Source organism: Achromobacter veterisilvae (genome assembly GCF_900496975.1).
Lineage (GTDB): Bacteria > Pseudomonadota > Gammaproteobacteria > Burkholderiales > Burkholderiaceae_B > Achromobacter > Achromobacter veterisilvae.
The window spans coordinates 197,341-223,788 of record NZ_UFQC01000001.1; the positions used below are offsets into that span (position 1 = coordinate 197,341).

Genomic DNA, 26,448 nt, shown 5'->3' on the forward strand with positions numbered 1-26,448 from the left:
GCTAGACCTGGGCCAGCGCCTGGTCCAGGTCGGCCAGCAGGTCGTCGATGTGCTCGATGCCGATGGACAGGCGCACCGTTTCCTCGCGCACGCCCGCCTTTTGCAGCTCTTCGGGATTGAGCTGGCGGTGGGTGGTGGACGCGGGGTGCGTGGCCAGCGACTTGGCATCGCCGATGTTGACCAGGCGGGTGAAGAGCTGCAGCGCGTCCTGGAAGCGCGCGCCAGCCTCGCGGCCGCCCTTCACGCCGAACGTGAACAGGCCCGGCGCCTTGCCGCCCAGGTACTTCTGCGCCAGCGCGTGGTCCGGATGGTCCGGCAGGCCTGCATAGTTGACCCACTCCACCTTCGGGTGTTCGCGCAGGTAGTTGGCGACCTTCACCGCGTTCTCGACGATGCGGTCCACGCGCAGCGCCAGGGTTTCGATGCCTTGCAGGATCTGGAACGAGTTGAACGGCGAGATGGCGGCGCCGGTATTGCGCAGCGGTACCACGCGGGCGCGGCCGATGTAGGCGGCCGGGCCGAAGGCCTCGGTGTAGACCACGCCGTGGTAGCTGACGTCCGGTTCGTTCAGGCGCTTGAAGCGGGCCTTGTGCTCGGCCCAGGGGAACTTGCCCGAGTCGATGATGGCGCCGCCCAGGCTGGTGCCGTGGCCGCCCAGGTACTTGGTCAGCGATTGCACCACGATGTCGGCGCCGTGCTCGATGGGGCGCAGCAGGTACGGCGACGGCACGGTGTTGTCGACGATCAGCGGCAGGCCGTGGCGGTGCGCCAGTTCGGCCAGGGCGGCGATGTCGGTGATGTTGCCCAGCGGGTTGCCGACGGATTCGGCGAAGATGGCCTTGGTGCGCTCGTCGATCTGCGCTTCGAAGGCGGCCAGGTCGGAGGGCTGGGCGAAGCGCGTGGCGATGCCGTACTGCGGCAGCGTGTGCGCGAACAGGTTGTAGGTGCCGCCGTACAGCGTGCTGGAGGACACGATGTTGTCGCCGGCCTCGGCGATGGTCAGGATGGCGTAGGTCACCGCGGCCTGGCCCGAGGCCAGCGCCAGCGCGGCGATGCCGCCTTCCAGGGCCGCGACGCGCTGCTCCAGCACGTCGGTGGTGGGGTTCATGATGCGGGTATAGATGTTGCCCGGCACCTTCAGGTCGAACAGGTCCGCGCCATGCTGCGTGTCGTCGAACGCATAGGCGACGGTCTGGTAGATCGGCACGGCCACGGCGCGCGTGGTGGGATCGGGACGGTAGCCGCCGTGCACGGCAATGGTTTCAAGCCGCCAGGGCTGCTTCGGGTCGGTCATGTGTCTCTCCAGGAGATGCGTTATCAAAAATTCCGGTCAGGCCGCGAACGCGCGCGCCGCGCGCAGGATGCGGTCGATATCGGCATGGTTGTTATAGGCGCCGACGGACAGGCGCACGTAACCATACTCCACAATGCTGGCCACCACGCCCTCCCGGGCCAGGTGGGCGAGCGCGAGCGCGGGGTCCGCCACCTTCAGCGCCGTCGTCGTGCTGCGCGACGCCGCGCCGGGCGGCGACACCACCTGCGCGCCGAGCGCGCGCAATCCCTCGCCCAGCGCCTGCGACAGCTCCAGCACCCAGGGTTCGATGCGTTCCGGGCCGGCCTCTTCGATCAGGTCCAGCGCGCCCGCCCAACCGGCGATGCCGGGATAATTCAGGTTGCCCGTCTCCAGCCGGCGCGCGTCGCCCGCGTCCGACACGCCAACCTGCCATTGCGGCCCGGACTTGTCCAGGGTGGTCACGCCCGACGGCCCCACGTACAGCGGGTCCAGCGCGTCCAGCAGCCCGGGCGACACGTGCAGCAGGCCCACGCCCAGCGGACCCAGCATGCCTTTGTGCGCGCCGCAGGCGAAGGCGTCCACGCGCCATTCGTCGACCCGGGCGCGCAGCAGGCCCGCGCCCTGGATGCCGTCGACGACCAGCCAGATGCCGCGCTCCGCGCAGCGGCGCCCGAGTTCCGCGATGTCGGTGCGGAAACCCGTGCCGTACTGCACCCAGGACACCGCGATCAGGCGCGTGCGGGCGTCCACGAGGCGCCAGAGGTCGTCCACTTCGTAGCGGTGCGCGTCGGCGCGCGCCACGCGAACCTCCACGCCGCGGCGGCGCAGGTTCAGCCAGGGCAAGGCATTGGTCGGATGTTCCTGGTCGTCCACGATCAGGTTGTCGCCTTCCCGCCAGGCCAGGCCCTGGGCAACCGTGTTGAGCCCTTCGGTGGTGTTCTTGGTGAAGGCGAGCCGGCGCGCGTCTCCGCCGATCAGCCGGGCCAGCCGCAGGCGCAGCGCGTCGGCGTCGCGCAGCCATTGCGGCTTGTCGCTGCGGGCGTGCGTAATGCCGTCGAAGAAATCCGCCACCGCCCCGGCCACCCTGGGCGACAGCGGGCTGGTGTAGGCGATGTTGGCGTAGGCCTTGTCGCGCGTGATGGGAAACCACTGCCTGAATTCATCCTGCCAGCTCATGCGCAACCTTCGACCTCGTTCATCGGACTGTATGGGGATGACGGCATTCTAGGTATATGACGGAAATCTGGATAAGGCTTAGTTCTTATATTGATATGACAATATAGTCGCTCGGAAAAGCGGGCCCGGCCCCTAGAATTCATGCCTTTCTTGCATACGAAAAATACGGGAACGGCATGCGTTTGACTCATCTACTCAAGGCCGCGGGCGCGGCCGCTGCGCTGGCCGCCGCCAGCGTCTCCCATGCGGGCACGGTGGACACGATCAAGAAGCGGGGCGAGCTGGTCTGCGGCGTCAGCCAGGGATCGGCGGGCCTGTCCATCGCCGACAAACAGGGCCGCTGGACCGGCCTGGACGCGGACCTGTGCCGCGCGCTGGCCGCCGCCGTGCTGGGCGACCCCGCCAAGACGCGCTTCGTTCCTCTCAGTTCGCAGCAGCGCTTCCCCGCGCTGCAATCCGGCGAGGTCGACGTGCTCAACCGCAACACCACGATCACGTCCGGCCGCGACGCGGGCCTGGGCATCGTGTCCGCGGGCATCGTGTTCTACGACGGCCAGGGCTTCCTGGTGCCGCGCAAGCTGGGCGTGAAGAGCGCCACCGAGCTGGACGGCGCGCAGGTCTGCGTGCAGCCCGGCACGGTCAACGAACAGAACCTGGTCGATTACTTCAAGAAGCACAAGCTCAACTACCGCCCGGTCGTCATCGAGAACCTGGTGGAACTGGAGCAGGCCTTCTACGCCGGTCGCTGCGACGTCTACCTGTCCGACGCGTCCACCCTGGCGGCCAGCCGCGCCGCGCGCGCGAGCCAGCCCGACGACTTCGTCATCCTGCCCGAGCGGATCAACAAGTCGCCGCTGGGCCCCTTCGTGCGGCAGGACGATCCCAACTGGACCGCCATCGTGCGCTGGACGGTGAACGCGCTGGTCGCCGCCGAAGAACTGGGCGTCACCGCCGCGAACGCCGACAGCCAGGCGCAGAGCACCGACGCCCAGGTGCGCCGCCTGCTGGGCGTGGATCCCGGCATCGGCAAGAGCTTCGGCCTGGACGAAGGCTGGGCCCGCAACGCCATCAAGGCGGTGGGCAACTACGGCGAAATCTGGGAGCGCAATCTGGGCGCCGCCACGCCGTTGAAACTGGAGCGCGGCCTGAACGCACAATGGAACCAGGGCGGCCTGCTGTATTCGCCGCCGTTCCAGTGACATGACGGCGGCGGCAGTCCCCTTCCCGGCGCCCGGCCCCTGGCGGCGCTGGCTGTCCACGGCGGCCTGGTGCCTGGCGCTGGGCGGCATGGCCGCCGTCCTGCTGCTGCACATCGAGTCCGTGCAGACGGCGCGCGGTATCCAGGGCGGATTCGGCTTCCTGTTCCAGCCCGCGGGCTTTCGCATTTCGGAAAGCCTGCTCGGCGTCACGCCCGACGATCCCTATTGGATGTCGATCGCCGCCGGCCTCGTCAACACCCTGACGGTGGCGCTGGCGGCGATTCCGCTGGCGACCGCGCTGGGACTGGGCCTGGGTCTGCTGGGCCTGTCGTCCCATCCGCTGGCCGCGCGCTGCGCGGCCCTCGTCATCGCGCCGCTGCGCAACACGCCTGTGCTGTTGCAGCTATTCGTCTGGTACGGCCTGCTGCTGCGCCTGCCGGACTTGCGGCAGGCCTGGTCGCCGCTGCCTTCCGTACTGCTCTCGAACCGCGGGCTGGCCCTGCCGGCCGTGCACGGCTGGCTGCCTTACGCGGCCGCGGCCCTGGCGGCGCTGGCGCTGGGCTGGCGCGCCCGGCGCCGCTGGGGCAACGCCGCGTGGTACGGCGCGCTGGCCGCGGCCCTCGCGGCCTGGGCCCTGCTGCCCGCCATGCAGGTGGACCTGCCCGCCCGGCGCGGCCTGGGACTCCAGGGCGGCTGGCAGCCCAGCATCGAATTCGCGGCCTTGACGATAGGCCTCGTGGTCTTCCACGCGGCCTACATCGCCGACATCGTGCGCGCCTCCGTGCGCGCCGTGCCGGTCGGCCTGGTCGAGGCCGGCCAGGCCCTGGGGCTGACGCCCCGCCGCGTGCTGCGGCTGGTGATCGCGCCCTACGCCGCCCGGGTCGCGCTGCCGCCCTACGCCAACCAGTGCCTGGCCCTGGTGAAGAACAGCACGCTGGCGATCGCCATCGGCTACCAGGAACTGATGGCCGTCATCAACACCGTCATCACGCAAACCGGGCTGGCGCTGGAGGGCATCGCGCTGGCGGTGGCGGTCTACCTGGCATTGGCGCTGGGCCTGGGCGGCGGCCTGTCCGCCTGGAACGCCCGCCACACTCGCCACGGCCCGGGCGACACGCACGGCGCGCGCCTGGGCGACCGCCCCTTGTCCGCGGCCGCCCCGGACGCGCGGCCATGGCGCCGGAGACTAGTCTCGGCCGTGCTCGCCATCGCGCTGGCCGCGGCGGGATGGGCCTTGCTGGACTGGGCCGTGCTGCGCGCGGTCTGGCTGGGCGATCCGGCCGCCTGCGCGGATGCCGCGGGCGCCTGCTGGGCCGCCGTAGGAGAGAATCTGCCGCTGCTGCTGTTCGGCACCATGGCCGAGGCGGACCGCGCGCCGGCGCTGGCCGCCTGCGCGGCGTTGCTGGCGGGCGTCGCCTTGACGCTGGGCGCCGGCCGCCTGCCCGCCCGCGCCCGCGCGGCGCTGCTGGTCGCCCTGCTCGCCGCCGTGGCCTGCGCGCTGTCGGGCTGGCCCTGGGGCGGCGCGGCGATCGGCCCGCAACGCTGGGGCGGGCTGCTGGTCACGCTGATACTGGCCATCGCCGCGCTGGGCGCCGCGGTGCCGCTCGCCTTCGCGCTGGCCTTGCTGCGGCGCTCCGGCAGCCGCGCCGGATCGCTGGCCGCGGCCGGACTGATCGAAGCCGCGCGCGGCGTGCCGCTGGTGACCCAGTTGCTGTTCGCGTCCTTCGTGCTGCCCATGCTGCTGGGTGGCGGCGTGTCGAAATTCAGCATGGCGCTGGCCGCGCTGACGCTGCACACTGCCTGCCTGCTCGCCGAGGTGCTGCGCGGCGCGCTGCAAGCCATCCCGCCCGGGCAGATGATGGCGGCGCGCGCGCTGGGCATGGGGCCGGCCGCGGCCCATGCCTACGTCATCTGGCCGCAGGCCCGCCGCATCGCCGCGCCGGCGGCGCTGGGCGTGTTCGTGGGCGCGGTCAAGGATACTTCCCTGGTCAGCATCATCGGCGTGTTCGACGTGCTGGGCGCGGCCAAGGCGGTCGTCGCCGGCACCGCCTGGCGGCCCTACCACGTGGAGGTCTACCTGGCGGTGGCCCTGCTGTACTTCGCGGCCAGCCTCGTCCTGTCGCGGGCCGCGCGCAGGATGGAACGGGTGGGCGCGTAGCGGCCGGGTCCGCTAGCGCCCTGCCCCGCCCAGCCTTTGCAGCCAGGCCGGCCGGGGCGATGCGTCCAGCCAGTTCTTGACGATCAGCCCCAGCTCCGTGTCGCCCGCGATGCGCAGGCGGCGCTGGAAGAACAAGGTATCGGCATCGGTTTCCGCGCGCATCAGCGCCAGGAAATCGGCCAGCTTCGCGCCCAGCTCCAGTTCCGCCGGCGCGCCGTCCCAGACCGTGCGGAACGCGCCTTGCTTCACCGCGAAGCAGTTGCGCAGTCCCAGGTCCTCGACGGTGATGGCGAAGCTGCGGCCTTCCAGTTCGGCCGGCGGCGACAGCCACTTCAGCCGGCGCGCCAGCTCCAGCCCAGCGACGAAGTGCAGCGACACCAGCGGCGTCGGCAGGCGCCGGCCGATCCGGGCAAAAACGGCGGGCATTGCGATGGACATGCTCATACGGCTTCCTCCAGCAGATCGATGCCGGGCCGTCCATGGAAGTAGCCGTTGCAGCGGTCGATGCCCGCGGGCGGCTCCACCGCGGCCGGCTTGCCGCCGCGGCGCGCCGTGTCCAGCGCGGCGATCGCTTCCAGCGTGCCGGCCGATTGCGGACTGACGCGCAGCACCTCCACGCCCAGCGACGCCAGCTCGGGCGCCCGCGCCAGCAAGTCCAGACAGGCGGCCGACTGCACCTGGATGCCGTTGATCGCCAGGAAGTCGCGCGATTCGCGGGTGCGCATGTCCAGGCCGTCGGGATGTTCGATGCAGCGGAATCCGCACTCGTCCTTCTTCAGGCGGAAGTGCCGCGCCGTGAAGCAGCGCGCCGAGAACGCCAGCGCCATGCGGCCCCAGACCATGACTTCGGCCTCCAGGCCCGCCGGCCGCTCCTCCAGCAGGCGCGCCAGCGTCTTGCCGTCCATTTCCAGCGGCGCGACGAAGCGCGTGGCGCCGCGTTGGGCCAGCCATTCCAGGGTGCCGCCGTGGTAGGCGTTCATGTGCGGGCCGGCCACGAAGGGACGGCCGGCCAGATGGCGCATCGCGCCCACTTCGCCGGCCTCGACCAGGAAGTCGTCCTGCTCGCACAGCTTTTTCAGGGCGCTGGCCTCCGCGCCGGTCTCGATCAGCGTGCGGCCGGACAGCACCACCGTCTTGCCGGCGGCGCGCAGGTCGCGCGCCAGCGCCATCCAGTCGTCGGCGCGCAGTTCGTGGCGGCGGCTGCACACGGTCTCGCCCACGTAGAGGATGTCGGCGGGGCTGTCGGCCAGTCCCGCGTAGAAATCCAGCGTGTCGCGGCGCGGCCAGTAGTACAGCAGGGGTCCGACAGAAATCCGGAATGCGTTGGGCTTCATTTCCATGGACGTTCGAATGCCCCCTGGGTGACTTGGGAACCCTCGGCATGGCGCGCCAGCATGGCGTTCCATTCGGGGCGCGGGGAAAAGCGGGCCGCGTCGGCGTGCACGCTGTCGAGCGCGGCGCGCAGCGTGGACACCACCTGCGTCACGTAGGCCGGGCTGCGCTGCCGCCCTTCGATCTTGATGGCGGACACTCCCATTTCCGCCAGGCGCGGCAGCAGGCCGACGGCGTTCAGGCTGGTGGGTTCCTCCAGCGCGTGGTCGGCCTGCCCGTCCACGTCGAAGCGGCCCTTGCACAGGGTTGGATACGCGGCGGGCTCGCCGGGCTCGTAGCGGTCGATGAGGATACCGTTCAGGCGCGCATCCATGCGGCCGTCGGTCTCTTCCCAGCGCACCGCGTGCGCGGGCGAACAGACGCCTTTGTTGTTGGGGGAATCGCCGGTGGCGTAGGACGACAGCAGGCAGCGCCCCTCGGCCATGACGCACAGGCTGCCGAAGCCGAACACTTCGACCTCGACGCTGACGTTGGCGCAGATGCGCGCGATCTCGGCCAGCGTCAGGACGCGCGGCAGGACCACGCGGCGGATGCCGAACTGCTCCTTCATCAGTTCGATGGCGTCGGTATGGGTGGCGGAGCCCTGCACCGACAGGTGCAGGCGCAGATCGGGATAACGGTCGCTGGCGTAGGCCAGCAGGCCCGCGTCCGCCATGATGACCGCGTCGGCGCCCAGGCCGTAGGCGGCATCCACGGCGGCGCGCCACTCCTGGGCCCGGCCCGCCTGCACGAAAGTGTTGATGGCGAACAGCACCTGGCGCTTGCGGCTGTGCGCCAGTTCGACGCCCGCGCGGATGTCGGCTTCGGTGAAATTGAGCCCGGCGAAATTGCGGGCGTTGGTGGCGTTCTTGAGGCCGAGATAGACCGTGTCGGCGCCCGCCTCGACCGCCGCCTTCAGCGCAGCCAGGCTGCCGGCGGGGGCCACGAGCTCCATGGGAGAGGTTCGATTTTCCATGACGGCCAGTCTAGGGGGTGGCCGTCACGGCCACCTTGTCGCAGATCAAGATCGCCCGGGTGTCGGAGGTCGTAGTCGATGCGGGGGGGGGGGGGTGTGGTGTCTCTGGGCCAGGTGTCTGACACCCGTACGAGATGCGCTCTCGTGTGGAAGCACGCCTCCCCGGGTGTCAGACACCAATGAGCTGGTTGGTGTCTGACACCCGGAGGCACCGTCGCGATTTCAACATCTTCTCGTACGGGTGTCAGACACCTGGCCTAGGCACCTGGCCCGTGCGGATGCCTGACACCGGGCCGTTCCGTCACTCCTCCGTGTACAGCCCGTGCTCCACCGCATACACCGCGACCTGCACGCGGCTGGTCAGGTTCAGTTTTTTCAGCACGTTCTGCACGTGGATCTTGACCGTGCTTTCGCTGACGTCGAGTTCCCGCGCGATGACCTTGTTGCTGGCGCCGCGCGCCAGCCATTGCACGATCTGCCGCTCGCGCGCGGTCAGGCGGTTGCGGTCGGAGTTGCCCGACGCCTGCGCGACCTGGCCGGCCTGGCCGCGGAATTGCTCCACGAGCTTGGCCGTCATGCTGTCCGCGATCACCGGTTCGCCGCCGGCCGCGCGGCGGATGGCGGCGGTCAGCGCGTCGGCGTCGATGTTCTTCACCAGGTAGCCCCGGGCTCCGTCGCGCAGCGCCTGGCCCAGCTCGTCCGCCTCTTCGGAGACCGTCAGGATGATGACGGCGCAGGACGGCAGGTCCTGCGTCAGCAGTTGCAGCGTTTCCAGGCCGGAGAGCCCGGGCAGGTTGAGGTCCAGCAAGACCACGTCGGGCTTGAGTTCCTTGGCGCGTTTCAGCCCCTCGACCCCGTCGCCCGCCTCGGCCACGACCTCGAAGTCGGGCTGGCGCTGCAGCAGCAGGCGCACGCCGGAGCGGAACAGGGTGTGGTCGTCGACGAGGAGAATACGGATGGGCATGGTGTGGGCTATGTCAGGCGGCCTGGCGCTCGCTGCCGGGCAGGGTCAGCGAAACGCGCGTGCCGGCGCCGGGCTGCGATTCGAGTTTTATCATGGCGCGCATCCGGGCGGCCCGCTCGCGCATGATGTGCAGCCCCACATGGGATTCGCCGCGCTCCGCCACCTCGCCGGGGTCGTAGCCCTGGCCGTTGTCGGCCACCAGCAGGCTGAAATCGCGGCCGTTGTCGACCGCCACCTCGACGTGGCTCGCCTCGGAGTGCTTGCGCACGTTCGACAAGGCTTCCTGCAGGATGAACAGTACCTGCAACTGCTGTTCCGGCGGCAGCGGCGCCCCCTGCCCCTGGTTGAACCGCAATTCGGTCTCGATGCCCGTCTGGCGGCGGAAACGGTCCACGGTGTCTTCGATCGCGGCCTGCAGGTCCCCCTGCGCCAGCTTGCTGCGGAAATTGGTCAGCAGTTCCCGCACGTCCTGGTAGCTTTCGTCCACGCCCGCGCGCAGCAGCGGCAGGATCTCTTCGATTTCCTCGGCGTCGCCCCGCTTGACCGCCGCGTCCAGCATCTGCAATTGCAGGTTCAGGAAATTCAGGCCCTGCGCCAGGCTGTCGTGCAGCCCCTGGGCCACCAGCCCGCGCTCCTGCACCACGGCCAATTGCCGCGCCTGGGCGCCCAGGCGCCGGTTGTCCAGCGCCACGCCCAGGTGCCGCCCCAGCGTTTCCAGCAACTGGGACTCGGCGGCCGTCAGGCGGCGCTGCTGGCGGAAATGCAGGGAATACGAACCCAGCACCTCGTCGCGTGTGACGATGCGGAACACGGCCACGCTGGCGAAGCCCTCGCGCTGGCAGTTCAGGTCCATGGCCGGCGGCGACCGGCGGAAGTCCTGGATGACGATGACGCCGTCCTGCCGCGTGGCGACGCCGCAATAGCAATCCTCCACCTTCATGCAGTGCTCGGATTCCACCAGTTCGTCGGACAGGCCCACCGACACCATCAGGTTCAGCTTTTCGTTGGTCGGGTCCAGCGCGCGGATGCTGCCGCCCTCGGCGTCGAATTGCAGCATCACGCGGCGCAGGAAACCGTCGCACAAGGCCTCGATCTCGTTGGGCTGGTTCAGGAAGGCCGCCATGTCGTACAGCGCGCCGATGTCCCGGTTCTGCGCGGCGAGCTGGGCGGTCTTTTCCTCCACCCGCCGCTCCAGCCCGGTGTACAGGTCCTGCAGTTCATCCGCCATGCGGTTGTAGCCGCGGGCCAGCACGCCGAATTCGTCCTGGCTCTCGACCGGCAGGCGCGTGCTGAATTCCCTTGCGGCCATGCGCTGCAGGCCGTCTCGCAGCCGCAGCACCGGATAAATGATCCATAGGTACAGCAGGTAGATCATCGCCAGCGTCCCGGCGCTGGCGATGGCGGCCAGCACGCCCTGGGACAGGCGCAGCGACGTGGTCTTGCCCGCGTTGTCCTGCTCGATCATGCGGACCAGGGTGTCCGCCCGGGAAACGAACTCCGGCAGCGTCTCCAGGTAGGTCGCGGCGTCCGGCTGCCCGAGGGCGCGGATGGCGGCCGGCTTCATGATGTCGTTCCAGTATGCCGCCACGTCGTGCCACTGGACCCGGATGGCCTCGTCGTTGGGAATGAAGAGCGGGCGCGCCGGATTGCCGCGCGCCAGGCGCGCGATCGTGTCCTCCATGGCCTGGATCTGCTCCTGGGTGCGGAACTCGCGGCCGGCCTGCGGCCGCATGAGTTCGACCGCGACCCGGTTGGCGCGCATGCGCAGGCTGCCGGTATCGTTGATCGCGGCGCCCGCGCCTTCCAGTTGCCAGGACAGCCACAGGGTCCAACTGACCATGGCCAGCACCACGATCAGCGCGACCAGCGAGCTGGCGATGATGCGCGTGGAAAGGCGGTGCCGGGGAGAAGGCAGGCCCTCGGACTCGGCGAAGGAATGGGTGGACTTCATGAAGGTGGCTGCTGTCTGCGCGCGCGGGGCGGATCGGCTACCAGTGTAGTCTCCTCTCGCCGCCCGCCTCCACTTCCCTGCGGCGCCGGCGCTCAATCCAGGCCCAGGGCGCGGCAAATGAACGCCGCGACGCGGTCGGGGTCGTTCAGCGGCAGGCAAGGCACGCCGGCCTCCAGCGGCGCGTCGGTCGCCACCGCCAGGAAACCGGCGTCCTCCGCGTGCAGCGGCGGCTTGCCCGCGGCGGGCCGGTACACCTCGATGCGGGGGATGGCCGCCTGCTTGAATCCTTCCACCAGCACCAGGTCGGCCGGCGCCAGGCGGGCCAGTTGCTCGGCCAGCGTGGGTTCGGGCGCGTCCCGCAGTTCATGGACGATGGCGTAGCGGAACGGCGACGCCACCATCACCTCCTGCGCGCCGGCCAGGCGGAAGCGCGCGCTGTCCTTGCCGGGCGGCTCCATCTGGAAATCGTGGTGGCTGTGCTTGATGACGTTGACCCGCAGGCCGCGCGCGACCAGCAAGGGCAGCATCGCTTCGATGAGGGTGGTCTTGCCGCTGCCGGAACGGCCGGCGATACCGAAAACTGGGGTCATGCAAGCTCCGAGAACGAGGGGCATACGATCGGCAGGAACGCGTCCGCACGCGCCGAGTATGCCAGCAAAGCGCCCGCCACCAGGTCGAAATACCAGCCGTGCAGCGTCAGCGCTCCCGTCTGGACCGCGCGCCTGACGAAAGGCAGGTCTTCCAGGTTGCGCAGCGAGATCAGGATGGACGCCTGTTCGCAGGCGCGCCGGCGCTCCGCGGCCGAGGCCGCGGGCATCTGTTGCAGCACCCGCCTGCGCGCCGGCTCGGCGATGTCCATCCAGCGTTTCAGGTAGTCGGTCTCGCCGTTGTCCTCGGCGCAGCCCAGGCCCCGGTCCATCAGCGTCCGGATGCCGCCGCAGTGCGCATGGCCCAGCACGATGACGCGGCTGACCTGCAATTGTTCCACCGCGAACTGGATCGCGGCCAGCACGCCCTGCAGGCCCCGGTCCGTGTTGGCCGGCGGCACCAGGTTGGCGACGTTGCGCACGGTGAAGATGTCGCCCGGGTCGCAGCCCAGCAGCATGGCCGGGTCCACCCGGGAATCGCAGCATCCGATCAGCAAGGTGCTGGGATGCTGGCCCTCGCGCAGGTTGCGGTAGAGGGAAGGCGCATTTTCGTAGTATTGCTGCTGGAAGCGCTGGAAACCGTCGACCAGGCGTTCGATGTCGCGCATCTCAGCCTCCCGTCTGCGCCATGAAGCGCACGATGCGTTCCGGGCGGCTGGTGAATTCGTGGCGCTCCGGCTTGGCGGCGATGCCAGCCAGGATGGCCCGGGTCAGTTCGGCGTCGCTGGCGCCGCCGCGCAGCAGCCGGCCCAGCGGCACCTGGTCTTCCTGCCCCAGGCACAGGTACAGCGTGCCGTCCACGCCCAGCCGGACGCGGTTGCAACTGGCGCAGAAATGCCGCGACATCGGCGTGATCACGCCCAGCACCGGCGCGCCGCGGCCGGTCGTCCAGTAGCGCGCGGGGCCGGCCCCGGCACCCGCCAGCGCGGGCATGAACCCCGCCTCGGCGGCCAGGCGCGCGCCCATCGCGTTCAGGTCGGTATGGGAAAAGCCCCGGCCGCACTCGCCCATGGGCATGGGCTCGATCAGGCGCAGCACGAAGCCCTGCGCCACCGCGTAGTCCAGCAGCCGCCGCACCTCCGCCTCGGGCGTGGCCGCGTGCACCACACTGTTGAGCTTGATGGGCGCGAAGCCCGCGCGCCGCGCGGCGGCCAGTCCGGCCAGCACCGACTCCAGGCAGTCCCGGCCGGTGATCCGGCTGAAAGCGGCCGCGTCCAGCGTGTCCAGGCTGACGTTCAGGCGGTCCACGCCGGCCGCGCGCAGGGACTGCGCGTGGCGGGCGAGCTGGGTGCCGTTGGTGGAGACCGACAGGTCCGCCAACCCGGGCATGGCGGCGATCGCGCCCGCCAGCCCGGCGATGCCGCGGCGCAATAGCGGCTCTCCGCCGGTCAGGCGGACCTTGCTGACGCCCAACGCCACGAACAGGCCGACGAGCCGCAGCATTTCCTCGTGGTCCAGCCAGTTCGACGGCGTTTCGAAGCCCTTGAAATCCTTGGGCAGGCAATAGCTGCAACGCAGATCGCAGCGGTCGGTGACCGAGACGCGCAGATAGTCGATGCGGCGTCCGTGGCCATCCTTGAGGGGTCCGGCAGGCGGCGTTTCCATCATGCGGCGCTTCCGCTGAAGACACGTTCCGGCTCGCCCTCCTCCAGGTCGATGCCCTGGATGTCGGCGCGGCCGATCAACAGCTTGACGTACTGCCGCCAGGCGATGTCGCGGCTCATGGCCGACAGCGCCGAGGCGATCTGCCCGGCCACGTGCTCGTATGGCAGCAGCCGCCCTTCGATGCGGTGCGTCACGCGCACGATGTGCAGGCCATGGCGGGTCTGCAGCAGTTGCGGCAGCAGGCCGCCGGCGGGCAGCGCGAACACCGCTCGCTCGAATTCCGGCACCGTGTCGCCGCGGCCCAGTTGGCCCAGGCTGCCGTCCACGGCGGCGGACGGGCAGTTGGACTGCTCGCGCGCCACGGCCGCGAAGCGCGACGGGTCTTCCAGCAGTTCGGCCAGCACCGCATTGGCGTGCGCCCGCAGCATGTCCAGGTTCACGCTGGGCGTGACCTGGAACAGGATGTGGTCGGCCTCGACCAGTTCGCCCACCATGAAGCGCTCGGGGTGCATCTGGTAGAAGCGGCGGCAGGCGGCCTCGTCGGCTTCGGGCGCGGTGGCCTCGCGGGCCAGCAGGCCGCCGATGGCGCCCTCCTCGTCCGCGGCGTCCAGCCCCTGCCGGGCGGCTTCGTCCAGCAGCACGCGGCGCAGCACCAGCGCCGTGACCGCCTCGCGCATGGGATTGCCGGCCTGCGCATGCAGCGGCAGCTCGCGTTCCAGGTCCGCGTCGCTCAGTTCGACGCCATTGACGATGACAGGCATGTTCGGCTCCTCGTGGCGGGTTTCAGCGCGGGCGGACCAGTTGCCAGGCGCGGCCCAGGTAGCCCACCGAGGCAAAGCCGCTCCAGACGTGGACCAGGCGGGTGAACGGGAAGATCACGAACAGCGTCAGGCCCATGAACAGGTGCGCCTTGAACAGGAGCGGCACGCCGTCGATATGGCTGGCGGCGTCGCCCTGGAACGTGACGATGTGCTGCGCCCAGGTCATCAGGCGCACCATCATTTCACCGTCCATGTGGCCGGCCGACAGCACGATGGTGGACAGGCCCAGCAGCAGCGTGACCAGGATCCACAGCAACAGCAGCTTGTCGCCGGGCCGCGTGGTGGCGCGGATGCGCGGGTCGCTCAGGCGGCGGTGGATCAGGATCAGCAGGCCGATCAGGCACATGCCGCCCATGACGCCGCCGGCGGCCATGGCCACGGTCTGCTTCAGCGTATGCGATACGCCCAGCGTGTCCCAGACCACCACCGGCGTCAGCAGGCCGGCCAGGTGGCCGAAGAACAGGCCCAGGATGCCGACGTGGAACAGGATGTTGCCCAGCCGCAACTGGCCGCGGTGCAGCAACTGCGAGCTGTCCGACTTCCAGGTGTATTGCTCCCGTTCGAAACGGACCAGGCTGCCCAGCAGGAAGACCGTCAGCGCGATGTAGGGATAGATGCCGAAGAAAAACTGATTCAGGGAGTTCATGTTGCGTCGTCCTGAAGATTAATGGGCCGCGCGGGGATAGAAGCGCACGGTTTGCGCGCCATCGCCCGAGAACGGCCGCAAGAGCGGTTCCACCCCGTCGGGACTGGAGCCGTACCGCTCCATCGCTTCGTCCATGTCGCGCACGGGCGCCTCGGTCTGTTCGCGCGGAACCACCCGCGACTGCGCGCGCAGCACCCCGAAGATGCAGGCGTAGGGGCTTTCGCTCCTGGCCAGGCGCGAACCGATGGCCGCCAGCACGTGGATGGCTTCGTCCAGCAGTTCCTGGGCCTTGCCGGGTTCGATGACGCCCAGGAACTCCAGGAACAGCGGCACGTGGTCGGGCAATTCGGACACGACCGGCTCGAACCCGTGCTCGCGGTAGGTGTCCAGCAGGTCCACCATGGCCTGGCCGCGGTCGCGGCTTTCGCCATGCACGTGCTCGAACAGGTGCAGCGAGTGCGAGCGGTTCCGGTCGAACGTGGCCACGTAGTTCTCCTGCAACGGAATCAGGTCGTGGGTGGCCAGGTACTCCATCAGGGGCTGTAGCGCTTCCTCGGCATCCGGATAGGCGGCCAGCGCGGCTTCCACCTCGCCCAGCGCGTCCAGCAGTTCGGCTTCGGGATAGCACAGCAAGGCGGAAAGCAGGCGGTACGGACTCATGGTTTTCTCCTTTCCTAGACCGAAGCGGCCTTCTTGCGGGATTTCGGCATCTCGATGAAGATCTCGCTGCCCTGGGGCTTGCGTCCGAACAGCGTGCCTTCCGACACCCCGCCGGAGCAGCCGTTGCCGAAGGTGAAGCCGCAGCTTCCCTTCTCGTTGAAGCTGTCCTCGACCACTTCCTTGTGGCTGCTGGGCACGACGAAGCGGTCCTCGTAGTCGGCGATGGCCATGATCTTGTACATGTCCTGCACCGTCGCCTCGGACAGCCCGACCTTGTCCAGCAGCGCCGTGTCGCGTTCGCCGTGCACCGATTCGGAACGCTTGTAGGCGCGCATGGCCAGCATCCGCTCCAGCGCCTGCACCACCGGGGCTTCCTTGCCCGCGGTCAGCAGGTTGGCCAGGTAGCGCACGGGGATGCGCAGGCTGGACACGTCCGGGATCATGGCGCTCTTGCCCACGGTGCGCTGCGGCATCTGGCCCGATTCGGCGGCCGACTGGATGGGCGACAGCGGCGGGATGTACCAGACCATGGGCAAGGTGCGGTATTCCGGGTGCAGCGGGAAGGCGACGCGCCATTGCACCGCCATCTTGTAGACCGGCGATTTACGGGCGGCTTCCAGCCAGGATTCGGGGATGCCCTGTTCGCGCGCGGCGGCGATCACCTCGGGCGAATTCGGATCCAGGAACAGGTCGAGCTGCGACTGGTACAGGTCCTGTTCATTGGCGGTGGACGCCGCGTGCTCGATCTGGTCGGCGTCGTACAGCATCACGCCAAGGTAGCGGATGCGGCCCACGCAGGTTTCCGAGCAGACGGTCGGCTGGCCGGCCTCGATGCGCGGATAGCAGAAGGTGCACTTCTCGGCCTTGCCGCTGTTCCAGTTGTAGTAGATCTTCTTGTACGGGCAGCCCGAGATGCACATGCGCCAGCCGCGGCACTTGTCCTGGTCGACCAGCACGATGCCGTCGTCCTCGCGCTTGTAGATCGAGCCCGACGGGCAACTGGCGACACAGGCCGGGTTCAGGCAGTGTTCGCACAGGCGCGGCAGGTACATCATGAAGGTGTTCTCGAAGGTCGAGTACATCTCCTTCTGCACGCCCTCGAACAGCGCGTCGCGGCTGCGCGAGCCGAATTCGCCGCCCAGGTCGTCTTCCCAGTTCGGGCCCCAATGGATCTTGTCCATTTTCTTGCCCGTCAGCACCGACACCGGCCGCGCCGTCGGCGGGGTCTGCGACAGCGGCGCGTTCTTGAGATGCTCGTAGTCGAAGGTGAACGGCTCGTAGTAGTCGTCGATCTGCGGCAGGTTCGGGTTGGCGAACAGGTTGGCCAGGATGCGCAGCTTGCCGCCCTGGGCCGGTTCCAGCTTGCCGGCGGCGGTGCGCTTCCAGCCGCCCTTCCACTTTTCCTGGTTTTCCCATTCCTTCGGATAGCCGATGCCGGGCTTGGTCTCCACGTTGTTGAACCAGGCGTATTCGACGCCGTCGCGGCTGGTCCAGACGTTCTTGCAGGTGACCGAGCAAGTGTGGCAGCCGATGCACTTGTCCAGGTTCAGCACCATGCCGATTTGGGCGCGTATCCTCATGATTGCTTCTCTTCTTGTTGCGGTTCTTCGACGAGCGGGCCTTCCAGCCAGTCCACCTTCTTCATCTTGCGCAGCACCACGAACTCGTCGCGGTTGGAGCCCACCGTGCCGTAGTAGTTGAAACCGTAGGCCTGCTGCGCATAGCCGCCGATCATGTGCGTGGGCTTGAGCACAGTGCGCGTCACCGAGTTGTGGATGCCGCCGCGCTTGCCGCTGGTTTCCGCGCCGGGCACGTTCACGATCTTTTCCTGCGCGTGGTACATCAGGCACATGCCCACCGGCACGCGCTGGCTGACCACCACCCGGGCGGTGAGCGTGCCGTTCACGTTGAACACTTCGACCCAGTCGTTGTCGACCAGCCCGGCCTGTTTGGCTTCGGCCTCCGACACCCAGACGTGGGGGCCGCCGCGGCTCAGGGTCAGCATGCGCAGGTTGTCCGAATACGTGCTGTGGATGCCCCACTTCTGGTGCGGCGTGATCCAGTTCAGGACCAGCTCTTTCTCGCCGTTCGGGTAGCGGCCCAGCATGGGCGCCACCGTCTTGGTGTCGATGGCCGGCTTGTACACGCAGAAGCCTTCGCCGAAATCCAGCATCCAGCGATGGTCCTGGTAGAACTGCTGGCGGCCGGTCAGCGTGCGCCATGGGATCAGCTCATGCACGTTGGTGTAGCCGGCGTTGTAGCTGACCTCCTCGCTTTCCAGGCCCGACCAGGTCGGCGCGGAAATGATCTTGCGCGGCTGCGCCTGGATGTCGCGGAAGCGGATCTTGTCGTGTTCGCGGCCCACGGCGAGGTGGGTATGGTCGCGGCCGGTGATCTTGCCCAGCGCCTCCCAGGCCTTGACGGACACGTGGCCGTTGGTCTCGGGCGCGAAGGTCAGGATCATTTCGGCCGCGTCGATCGCGGTGTCCAGGCGCGGACGGCCCTGGCTCACGCCCGGCTCGGCCACGCTCTCGTTGATGCCGGCCAGCTCGTGCACCTCGTGCTCGGTGTTCCAGTTGATGCCCTTGCCGCCGTTGCCCAGCTTGTCCAGCAAGGGGCCGACCGAGGTGAACTTGCGGTAGATGTCGTTGTAGTCGCGTTCGACCACGATCATGTTCGGCGCGGTCTTGCCCGGCACCAGGTCGCATTCGCCCAGTTTCCAGTCGCGCGGCTCGAACGCCTGGCCCAGTTCTCCCGGGGTGTCGTGCATCAGCGGCGCCAGCACCAGGTCGCGGCGCTTGCCCAGGTAGGGGCCGCCGATCTCGCTGAAACGCTTGGCCAGCAGCTTGTAGATCTCCCAGTCGGTCTTGCTTTCCCACAACGGCTGCACCGCTTCGCTCAGCGGGTGGATGAACGGATGCATGTCCGAGGTGTTGAGGTCGTCCTTCTCGTACCAGGTGGCCGTGGGCAGCACGATGTCGCCGTACAGGCAGGTCGTGCTCATGCGGAAGTCCAGCACCGTCAGCAGGTCGAGCTTGCCTTCGGCGGCGTCTTCCTCGAACGTGACTTCCGTCGGCTTGATCGCGGCCGCCTCGTCGCCGAACACGGCGTTCTGCGTGCCCAGCAGGTACTTCAGGAAGTATTCGTGGCCCTTGCCGCTGGAACCCAGGATATTGGAGCGCCACACGAACATGTTGCGCGGGAAGTTGGCCGGATCGTCCGGGTTCTCGCAAGCCATCTGCAATTCGCCCGACTTCAGCTTGTCGACGGCGTGGGCGACCGGATCCTTGCCGGCGGCGTCGGCCTCGGCGACCAGGTCCAGCGGATTGGTGCGCAGTTGCGGCGCGGACGGCAGCCAGCCCATGCGCTCGGCGCGGGCGTTCAGGTCGATCATGCTGAGGTCGCCGTACTTGCCGCGGTCGGCGGTGGGGCCCAGCACTTCCTGCACGTTCAGCTTTTCATGGCGCCACTGGCTGGTGTGGGCGTAGAAGAACGAGGTGCCGTTCATCTGCCGCGGCGGGCGCGCCCAGTCGGCGGCGAAGGCCAGCGGGGCCCAGCCGAACTGCGGGCGCAGCTTTTCCTGGCCCACGTAGTGGGCCCAGCCGCCGCCGCTCTTGCCCACGCAGCCGCACATCATCAGCATATTGATGATGCCGCGGTAGATCATGTCCATGTGGTACCAGTGGTTCAGGCCGGCGCCGACGATGACCATGGACTTGCCTTCGGTATCGTGGGCGTTCTGCGCGAACTCGCGCGCCACCTGGATCACCTGCGCGCGCGGCACGCCGGTGTGCTTTTCCTGCCAGGCGGGCGTATAGGGCACGTCCTCGTCATAGGAACTGGCGACATTGCCTCCGCCCAGGCCGCGGTCCAGGCCGTAGTTGGCCATTTGCAGGTCGTACACCGTGGCCACCAGGGCCTCGCTGCCGTCGGCCAGGCGCAAGCGGCGGGCCGGCACGTTGCGCACCTGGAGTTCGCCGTGCTCGCTGCCGAAGTACGGAAAGCCCACGCCGACCACGGCGTCGGACTTGCCCAGCAGCGTCAGCATGGGCTCGATCTCGCGGCCGCTGCCGCCGTCGCGGGATTCCAGGTTCCAGCGGCCCACCTTCTCGCCGCCGTTGACCGCGCCTTCGCCCCAGCGGAAGCCGATGCTGCCGTTGGGCGCCACCAGGTCGCCGCTCCCCGCGTCCAGCACCAGCGTCTTCCAGTCGGGGTTGTTCTGTTCGCCCAGGGCGCCGTCCAGGTGCGAGGCACGCAGGAAATGGTCGGGCGCGTAGAAGCCGTCGCGCTCTTTCAGCAGCACCAGCATGGGCATGTCGGTGTAGTGGCGCACGTACTGGCGGAAATAGGTCGACGCGCCCGACAGGTGGAATTCCTTCAGGATCACATGGCCCATGGCCATGGCCAGCGCGGCGTCGGTGCCCTGCTTGGGCGCCAGCCAGATGTCGCCGAACTTGACCATTTCGCCGAAGTCGCTGGACACGGCCACGGTCTTGGTGCCCTTGTAGCGGACTTCGGTATAGAAGTGCGCGTCGGGCGTGCGGGTCTGGGGCACGTTGGAGCCCCACACCATGAGGTAGGTCGAGTTGTACCAGTCGGCCGATTCCGGCACGTCGGTCTGTTCGCCCCAGACCTGCGGGCTGGCCGGCGGCAGGTCGCAATACCAGTCGTAGAAGCTCAGGCAGGCGCCGCCCAGCAGGCTCAGGTAGCGGGCCCCGGCGGCGTAGCTGACCATGGACATGGCCGGAATCGGGGAAAAGCCGATCAGGCGGTCGGGCCCGAACTTCTTGATCGTGAACGCGTTGGCGGCGGCGATGATTTCGGTCGCCGTATCCCAGTCGGCGCGCACGAAGCCGCCCAGGCCGCGCACGGCCTTGTAGCGCTTGGCGCGCACCGGATCCTGGCTGATCCATTCCCAGGCGGCGATGGGGTCCATCGTCTTGCGGGCCTCGCGCCACATTTCGATCAGGCGTCCGCGGATCATCGGGTACTTCACGCGCTGCGCCGAATACACGTACCAGCTATACGAGGCGCCCCGCGGACAGCCCCGCGGTTCGTGGTTGGGCAGGTCGGGCCGCGTGCGCGGATAGTCCGTCTGCTGCGTTTCCCAGGTGATCAGGCCGTTCTTGACGTACACCTTCCAGGAACACGAGCCCGTGCAGTTCACGCCATGGGTCGAACGCACGATCTTGTCGTGCTGCCAGCGGGCGCGGTAGGCGTTTTCCCACTTGCGGTCCTCGTTGACCGTCTCGCCGTGGCCGTCCGCGAAGGTGGACTTCACCCTCGACATAAACTTCAAGCGGTCCAGGAAATGACTCATTCTCTATTCTCCAAGAGCGCCGGCCCCGCCGGCGCGTACTGCGATCGTTGCTGTTGAAACCACTTTAGGCGCGGCGCGCTTCTAGGACTATTCCCCGGTGGCATAGGCCGGGCGCGGCAGAATGACTAGTCACCCGCGCCATCCCGGTATCCCTGGTGTCTGACACCCGTGGGAGATCGTCTTCAGCCTGAGCGGGCGTTTCGGGGGTGTCAGACACCTGGCCCGCCGATATCCCAGGTGTCTGACACCCGCGGGAGACCGCCTTCAGCCTGAGCGGGCGTTTCAGGGGTGTCAGACACCTGGCCCGCCGATATCCCCGGTGTCTGACACCCGTGGGAGATCGTCTTCAGCCTGGGCGGGCGTTTCAGGGGTGTCAGACACCTGGCCCGCCCATATCCCCGGTGTCTGACACCCGCGGGAGACCGTCTTCAGCCTGAGCGGGCGCTTCGGGGGTGTCAGACACCTGACCCGTACCTAGACCTGGCCATCTCAGCACGGCACCGGCGCGTTGCGGCGCCCGTAGTACCACCAGGTGATCACCAGGCAGGTGGCGTAGAAGCCGATGAAGCAATACAGCGCGGCCTGCACGCTGCCCGTCATCTCCAGCGAGGTGCCGAAGCTGCGCGGGATGAAGAAGCCGCCGTAGGCGCCGATGGCGCCGGAGAACCCCAGCACGGCCGCCGATTCCTTGGCGGCGTCCGCCAGGGCCTGCTTCTGCGCGGCGGCGTCCTTGCCCTGGGCGGCCTGCGTGCGTTCGCGCAGGAAGATCACCGGGATCATCCGGAACGTGGAGCCGTTGCCCAGGCCGGTCAGCGCGAACAGCACGATGAACATGATCAGGAAGCCGTTGAAATCTCCCGCGCGTCCGCCGGTCGGCAGGAAGGCCATCACGCCCAGCACGGCCGCGATCATGCCGGCGAACGTGAACAGCGTGACCCGCGCGCCGCCCAGCTTGTCCGACACCCAGCCGCCCACGGGACGCGTCAGCGAACCGACCAGCGGCCCCAGGAACGCGTAGGCCATGGGATCGACCTGCGGAAACAGCGTCTTGGTCAGCATGGCGAAGCCCGCCGAAAAGCCGATGAAGGAGCCGAACGTGCCCACGTACAGCCAGCACATCAGCCAGTTGTGCTTGCGCTTGAAAATGACCGCCTGGTCGGCGAAGGAAGCGCGGGCGTCGGCGATGTCGTTCATGCCGAACCAGGCGGCGATGGAGGCCAGCGCTATCGGGATCACCCAGATGAAGCCGGCGTTCTGCAGCCACAGGTTCTGCTGCGCGCCGTTCACGGTCACCGTCTGCGGAGCGCCGCCGACGGCGCCGAAGACCCCGATCGAAATCACGACGGGCACCACGAACTGCACCAGCGACACCCCCAGGTTGCCGATGCCGGCGTTCAGCCCGGTCGCCAGGCCCTTCTTCTCCTTCGGGAAGAAGAAGCTGATGTTGGCCATGCTGGAACTGAAGTTGCCGCCGCCCAGGCCGCAAAGCAACGCCAGGATCAGCAGGGTGGGAAACGTCGTGGTCGGATCGCGCAGGGCGAAGCCCATGCCCACCGCCGGGATCAGCAGCGAGGCCGTGGAGATGGCCGTCCACTTGCGTCCGCCGAAGACCGGCACCAGGAAGGAATAGAAGATGCGCAAGGTGGCGCCCGACAGCGCGGGCAGCGCCGTCAGCCAGAACATCTGGTTCTTGGACAGCATGAAGCCGGCGCGGTCCAGGTTGACCACCACCACGCTCCACAGCATCCAGATGCTGAACGCCAGCATCAGCGCCGGGATGGAGATCCAGAGATTGCGGTTGGCGACGCGCGCGCCGGTCTGTTTCCAGAAGCCGGGATTATCCGGCTCCCATCGCGCAAGGACTTGAGTGGACATAGGATTCTCTCAGGATGTTGGAGGGGATCAGGCGGCTTGCTGCCGGGCGATGGCCGCGCTTTCCGGCCGGAAACTGAAGTGCATGAAAATGAGGGAGACGCAGACGGTGCCGTACAGCAGCATGAAGGCGCTGGAGCGGATGCCCGTGAGGTCCAGCAGCACGCCGAACAGGATCGGCAGCACGAAACCGCCCAGGCCGCCGGCCAGGCCGACGATGCCGGACACCGCGCCGATGTTTTCGCCGAACTCGTCCGAGATGAACTTGAAGACCGAGGCCTTGCCGATGGCCATCGCGATGCCCACGATGAACAGCAGGACGGTGAAGCTGACCGGACCCAGGGCGATGTCGAAGCTGCGCGGGCCGCCGGCCGTCAGCACGGTGAAGTGCGTCTGCGGATAGCTGAGGATGAAGAACGCCACCCAGCACACCCACATCACCCACCAGGTCGTCTTGTAGGCGCCGTAGCGGTCCGAAATCCATCCGCCCATGGCACGCAGCACCCCGCCGGGCAGCGAGAAGCACGCCGCCAGCAGCGCCGCCAGCTTCATGTCGAAGCCGTATTCGCCGATGTAGTACTTGGTCATCCACAGCGCCAGCGCCACATAGCCGCCGAACACCACCGAGTAGTACTGGCAATAGCGCCAGACCCGCGGATCCTTCAGCATGGCCATCTGCGCCGACAGGCCGGCGCCAGTCGTCACGCGGTGCGCGGGATCGGACGCCGAGAACAGCCAGAACAGGACGGCCGTGACCAGCAGCGCCACCGCATAGACCTGCGGCACGATGACCCAGGCCCCGCCCGCGGCCGCGATCAGCGCCGGCGCGACGAACTTGGTGATGGCCGAGCCCGAGTTGCCGGCGCCGAACACGCCCATGGCCAGGCCCTGCTTCTTGCGCGGGAACCAGCGCGCCACGTAGGGCGTGCCGACCGAGAACGAGCCGCCGGTCAGCCCCACGAACAGCGCCAGCACCAGGAACTGCCAGTACTGCGTGGCGTACGACAGCAGCCAGATCGGCACGACCGCCAGCAGCATCAGGACGAAGAACACGGGACGGCCGCCGTAGCGGTCCGTCCAGATGCCCAGCGGCACCCGCACCAGCGAACCGCTCAGCACGGGCATGGCGGCCAACAGGCCGAACTGGGTTTCAGACAGGCCCAACTGCGTCTTGATGGGTATGCCCAGCACGGCGAAGATCATCCACACCGCGAAACAGATGGTGAAGGCGAATGTGCTGGATATCAGGACCCGCATCGGCGCGCCGGCCGAGGAATGACTTGCTGCCATGGTTACTCTCGCTTTGCTGACGAAGACATCTCACTTGCGGCTAGCGTAGGGACAGGACGCCGCGAGAACCATTCGCCGGCCGGGCAGAAGCCCGCGCCGTTATGACTAGTCACCCCGGTGTTGCGGGCTGGCTTGCGCTGGATCAAATCGCGGCGCTGGCGGGCGGCCGTCCGGCGTATTAATATGTATTTCAAATACACCTTTAAATCCGCAGGACCCCATGAGCACGCTGCTGTCTATCGAAGAACCCGCCCAGCCCCCGCGCCGCGCGCGCCCCCAATGGAGCGCCTTCACCGAAATGGGTTTCCGCCCGCTGTACCTGGCCGGCTGTTTCTGGGCGCTGGCGTCCGTGCTGCTATGGGTGCACGCCCCGTCCCTGCTGACGGGCGTGCTGGGCGGCATGCCCTGGCATGCGCATGAAATGCTGTGGGGGTTCGTCGCCACCATCGCGGTGGGCTTCCTGCTGACGGCGGGCGCCAACTGGACCGGCAAGAACCCCTTGCGCGGCAACGCCCTGGCCGCGCTGTGCGGGGTGTGGATCGTGGCGCGCGCGGGCTATCTGGTCCCGGGGCGGCCCGCTTTCGTCGTCGCCGCCGCGGCCGACCTGCTGTTCTTCCTGTGGGCCGCCGCCGCGCTGGGCCGCGCCGTCGCCGTCACGCGCAACCGGCGCAACTACGGCGTTCCCCTGCTGCTGCTGGCGCTGGGCGCCACCAATGCGCTCTATCTCTGGGCCACGGTGCAAGGCGACTACTTCGCGCTGATGCGCTACTTCAACGCCGGCCTGCTCAGCATGGCCGTGCTGACGCTGCTGATCGCCCGCCGCATCCTCCCATTCTTCGCCAAGCGCGCCGTGGCCGGGCTGGACATTCCGCCGCACACGCGCAGCGGCCATTGGCAATTGGGCACCGGGGTCGTCGCCATCGCCTGCCTGCTGGCCGACCGGCCCCAGGTGGCCGCCGCGGCGCTGGCCGCGACCGGCCTGATCGCGCTGGCGCAATGGATTTCCTGGAAGCCCTGGGCCGCACGCCGCGTGCCGCTGTTGTGGATCCTGTACGCGGGCTACGCCGGCCTGGGCATCGGCCTGCTGGTGGGCGCCGCGCAACTGGCCGGCTATGTGCTGCGGACCGCCTGGCCCGCGCACGTGATCGGCGTGGCCGGATTCTCGGTGCTGATCATCGGCATGGTGACGCGCACGGCCCTGGGCCACCTGGGACGGCCGCTGCAGACCGACCGCAGCATGGTCGCCAGCTACGCGCTGGTGATCCTGGCGGCCCTGCTGCGCCTGGCCGCCTTGCTGCCCACCACGGCCATGCTGGGCCTGCTGCATGCCTCGGCCACCGCCTGGGCGCTGGCCTTCGCCCTGTACCTGTGGCGCTTCTTCCCCATGATGATCCGGCCGCGGGCCGATGCCGCCAAGACCGCCGCGCCGGTGATGCGCGTGATGCCGGCGGCCCGGCGCCCGGCCGCCTGAGCGCGGGCGCCCGGCGCGCTCAGTTGCGCGCTTCGCGCCGGCGCGTCGCCGCCAACTGCCGTTTCATGGCCTTGAGCCAGGCCTTGACCTGCTGCATGTCCACGAACTGCTCCAGTTCGAACTCCAGTTCGCCGATGTACTCGCGCACGTCGGCGATCTCGGCGTCCAGGTCTTCCATCAGGTCGGCGGGATCGATGGACTGCTCGGGGTCGAACCGGTAGCGCGCCTTGAAGCCGCGTTCGGCGGCGGCGATTTCCCGGGCCACGCCCGCCAGCCGCGCCTCCAGGACGCGGTTGTATTCCGCGTAGCGGTCTTCGCCGGCCGCGTCCCGCTTGTCCGCCTCCATGGCCGCCAGGGCCCGGACTTCAGCCAGCAGGGCCGGCGCGGTATCGTCCGCCTCCGCTTGCGGGGCCGGCGGCTCTTCCGCCGGCGCCCCGGCCGCCTCCCGCTCCTCGGCGAAGTCGGCGTCGAAGTCGCCGCCGCCATGCTTGCGGTAAAGCGCCTTCAGGCGGTCCGTGTCGCATTCCGCCGGCGTGCCGTCCAGTTCCAGGGAGCACAGCGTTTCCTCCGCAAGCTGCGCCGCGATCTCGGAGGCGAGCTGGCGCTCGGCCTTGGTCAATTCCTTCTGCTTGCAGGCATGGTCGAAGCAGAAGACCAGCCTGGCCTTCAATTCGACTTCGACTGTCTCCAGCGGCGCCAGCACGTCCGCGTATTGCTTCTGGTAGTCCTGCTCGACCTTTCCCCAGAGAGCCAGCCTGGCGAGTTCGCCGTCCAGCGCCCGCGCCAGCGTTTCGAACCTGCCGCGCTGCGCCGAAGCGCCGGCCGCCGGCGGCGTGGCGGACGTTTTCTCTTGCATGGAAGAAGCCTTGTGTAGCGGCGCGGCCTGCCTGCGCCACCGAATGATGGGAAGCGCATTTTACGCGGTGCGCGCGCCCGCTTGAGCCAATTATTGTTATGTTATAACATCCCTTGTTTTATCGAAGCCCAAGATCGAAACGCGATGCCCCTCTCCTGTCGATTTTCCATT

General features: G+C 68.4%; 21 protein-coding genes. 3 read left to right on the forward strand and 18 right to left on the reverse strand.

The features are described 5' to 3' along the window. Nucleotide 1 precedes the first annotated feature (1 nt). Nucleotides 2-1,294: an O-acetylhomoserine aminocarboxypropyltransferase/cysteine synthase family protein gene (locus tag AVE30378_RS00930; RefSeq protein ID WP_129238895.1), complete on the reverse strand. Its 1,293-nt coding sequence runs from the start codon at nucleotides 1,292-1,294 to the stop codon at nucleotides 2-4. 36 nt (nucleotides 1,295-1,330) lie between these two features. Further along, complete coding sequence (locus tag AVE30378_RS00935; RefSeq protein ID WP_129238896.1) at nucleotides 1,331-2,470, reverse strand: aminotransferase class V-fold PLP-dependent enzyme; 1,140 nt, start codon at nucleotides 2,468-2,470, stop codon at nucleotides 1,331-1,333. 176 nt (nucleotides 2,471-2,646) lie between these two features. Here AVE30378_RS00935 and AVE30378_RS00940 point away from each other — a divergent pair, with 176 nt between their 5' ends. After that, complete coding sequence (locus AVE30378_RS00940) at nucleotides 2,647-3,669, forward strand: amino acid ABC transporter substrate-binding protein (RefSeq protein ID WP_129238897.1); 1,023 nt, start codon at nucleotides 2,647-2,649, stop codon at nucleotides 3,667-3,669. 1 nt (nucleotide 3,670) lies between these two features. Continuing rightward, nucleotides 3,671-5,827, forward strand: a complete 2,157-nt coding sequence (locus AVE30378_RS00945; protein ID WP_129238898.1) for an ABC transporter permease subunit — start codon at nucleotides 3,671-3,673, stop codon at nucleotides 5,825-5,827. A gap of 12 nt (nucleotides 5,828-5,839) precedes the next feature. Here AVE30378_RS00945 and ubiT read toward each other — a convergent pair whose 3' ends face one another. The 15 genes from ubiT to AVE30378_RS01020 all read right to left on the reverse strand — a co-directional run bounded on the left by ubiT (nucleotide 5,840) and on the right by AVE30378_RS01020 (nucleotide 23,950). Further along, a complete protein-coding gene (gene ubiT, locus AVE30378_RS00950; RefSeq protein ID WP_425265771.1) occupies nucleotides 5,840-6,265 on the reverse strand; it encodes a ubiquinone anaerobic biosynthesis accessory factor UbiT in 426 nt (141 codons plus the stop codon). 2 nt (nucleotides 6,266-6,267) lie between these two features. Then, nucleotides 6,268-7,161: a U32 family peptidase gene (locus AVE30378_RS00955; protein WP_129239044.1), complete on the reverse strand. Its 894-nt coding sequence runs from the start codon at nucleotides 7,159-7,161 to the stop codon at nucleotides 6,268-6,270. Beyond that, nucleotides 7,158-8,174, reverse strand: coding sequence for a ubiquinone anaerobic biosynthesis protein UbiU (ubiU, locus tag AVE30378_RS00960; protein ID WP_129238900.1), 1,017 nt, complete (start codon nucleotides 8,172-8,174; stop codon nucleotides 7,158-7,160). The genes AVE30378_RS00955 and ubiU overlap by 4 nt, the downstream gene beginning before the upstream one ends. Before the next feature lie 301 nt (nucleotides 8,175-8,475). Beyond that, a complete protein-coding gene (locus tag AVE30378_RS00965; protein ID WP_129238901.1) occupies nucleotides 8,476-9,138 on the reverse strand; it encodes a response regulator in 663 nt (220 codons plus the stop codon). Between the two features lie 13 nt (nucleotides 9,139-9,151). Beyond that, complete coding sequence (locus AVE30378_RS00970; RefSeq protein WP_129238902.1) at nucleotides 9,152-11,089, reverse strand: type IV pili methyl-accepting chemotaxis transducer N-terminal domain-containing protein; 1,938 nt, start codon at nucleotides 11,087-11,089, stop codon at nucleotides 9,152-9,154. A gap of 92 nt (nucleotides 11,090-11,181) precedes the next feature. Continuing rightward, nucleotides 11,182-11,679, reverse strand: a complete 498-nt coding sequence (gene mobB / locus AVE30378_RS00975; protein ID WP_129238903.1) for a molybdopterin-guanine dinucleotide biosynthesis protein B — start codon at nucleotides 11,677-11,679, stop codon at nucleotides 11,182-11,184. After that, nucleotides 11,676-12,344, reverse strand: a complete 669-nt coding sequence (locus AVE30378_RS00980; RefSeq protein ID WP_129238904.1) for a carbonic anhydrase — start codon at nucleotides 12,342-12,344, stop codon at nucleotides 11,676-11,678. The genes mobB and AVE30378_RS00980 overlap by 4 nt, the downstream gene beginning before the upstream one ends. Nucleotide 12,345: 1 nt before the next feature. Beyond that, nucleotides 12,346-13,344 carry a GTP 3',8-cyclase MoaA gene (gene moaA / locus AVE30378_RS00985; RefSeq protein ID WP_129238905.1) on the reverse strand — a complete coding sequence of 333 codons (999 nt, stop codon included), beginning with the start codon at nucleotides 13,342-13,344 and terminating at the stop codon, nucleotides 12,346-12,348. Then, nucleotides 13,341-14,102, reverse strand: a complete 762-nt coding sequence (locus AVE30378_RS00990; RefSeq protein ID WP_129238906.1) for a peptidylprolyl isomerase — start codon at nucleotides 14,100-14,102, stop codon at nucleotides 13,341-13,343. The genes moaA and AVE30378_RS00990 overlap by 4 nt, the downstream gene beginning before the upstream one ends. A 22-nt stretch (nucleotides 14,103-14,124) precedes the next feature. Beyond that, nucleotides 14,125-14,808 carry a respiratory nitrate reductase subunit gamma gene (narI, locus tag AVE30378_RS00995; RefSeq protein WP_129238907.1) on the reverse strand — a complete coding sequence of 228 codons (684 nt, stop codon included), beginning with the start codon at nucleotides 14,806-14,808 and terminating at the stop codon, nucleotides 14,125-14,127. 18 nt (nucleotides 14,809-14,826) lie between these two features. Further along, complete coding sequence (gene narJ / locus AVE30378_RS01000) at nucleotides 14,827-15,468, reverse strand: nitrate reductase molybdenum cofactor assembly chaperone (protein WP_129238908.1); 642 nt, start codon at nucleotides 15,466-15,468, stop codon at nucleotides 14,827-14,829. A gap of 14 nt (nucleotides 15,469-15,482) precedes the next feature. Beyond that, entirely contained in the window at nucleotides 15,483-17,048 is a 1,566-nt protein-coding gene (narH, locus tag AVE30378_RS01005; RefSeq protein WP_129238909.1) for a nitrate reductase subunit beta, read from the reverse strand. Next, nucleotides 17,045-20,788: a nitrate reductase subunit alpha gene (locus tag AVE30378_RS01010; protein WP_129238910.1), complete on the reverse strand. Its 3,744-nt coding sequence runs from the start codon at nucleotides 20,786-20,788 to the stop codon at nucleotides 17,045-17,047. The genes narH and AVE30378_RS01010 overlap by 4 nt, the downstream gene beginning before the upstream one ends. Nucleotides 20,789-21,277: 489 nt before the next feature. Further along, complete coding sequence (locus tag AVE30378_RS01015) at nucleotides 21,278-22,663, reverse strand: NarK family nitrate/nitrite MFS transporter (protein WP_129238911.1); 1,386 nt, start codon at nucleotides 22,661-22,663, stop codon at nucleotides 21,278-21,280. Nucleotides 22,664-22,690: 27 nt separating this feature from the next. Continuing rightward, nucleotides 22,691-23,950, reverse strand: coding sequence for an MFS transporter (locus AVE30378_RS01020; RefSeq protein WP_244234938.1), 1,260 nt, complete (start codon nucleotides 23,948-23,950; stop codon nucleotides 22,691-22,693). Nucleotides 23,951-24,170: 220 nt separating this feature from the next. On the opposite strand from AVE30378_RS01020, the gene AVE30378_RS01025 reads away from it, so the two are divergent. Beyond that, nucleotides 24,171-25,421, forward strand: coding sequence for an NnrS family protein (locus AVE30378_RS01025; RefSeq protein ID WP_129238912.1), 1,251 nt, complete (start codon nucleotides 24,171-24,173; stop codon nucleotides 25,419-25,421). 19 nt (nucleotides 25,422-25,440) lie between these two features. On the opposite strand, the gene AVE30378_RS01030 is transcribed toward AVE30378_RS01025, so the two are convergent. After that, nucleotides 25,441-26,277, reverse strand: coding sequence for a hypothetical protein (locus AVE30378_RS01030; RefSeq protein ID WP_129238913.1), 837 nt, complete (start codon nucleotides 26,275-26,277; stop codon nucleotides 25,441-25,443). Between the last annotated feature and the right edge of the window lie 171 nt (nucleotides 26,278-26,448).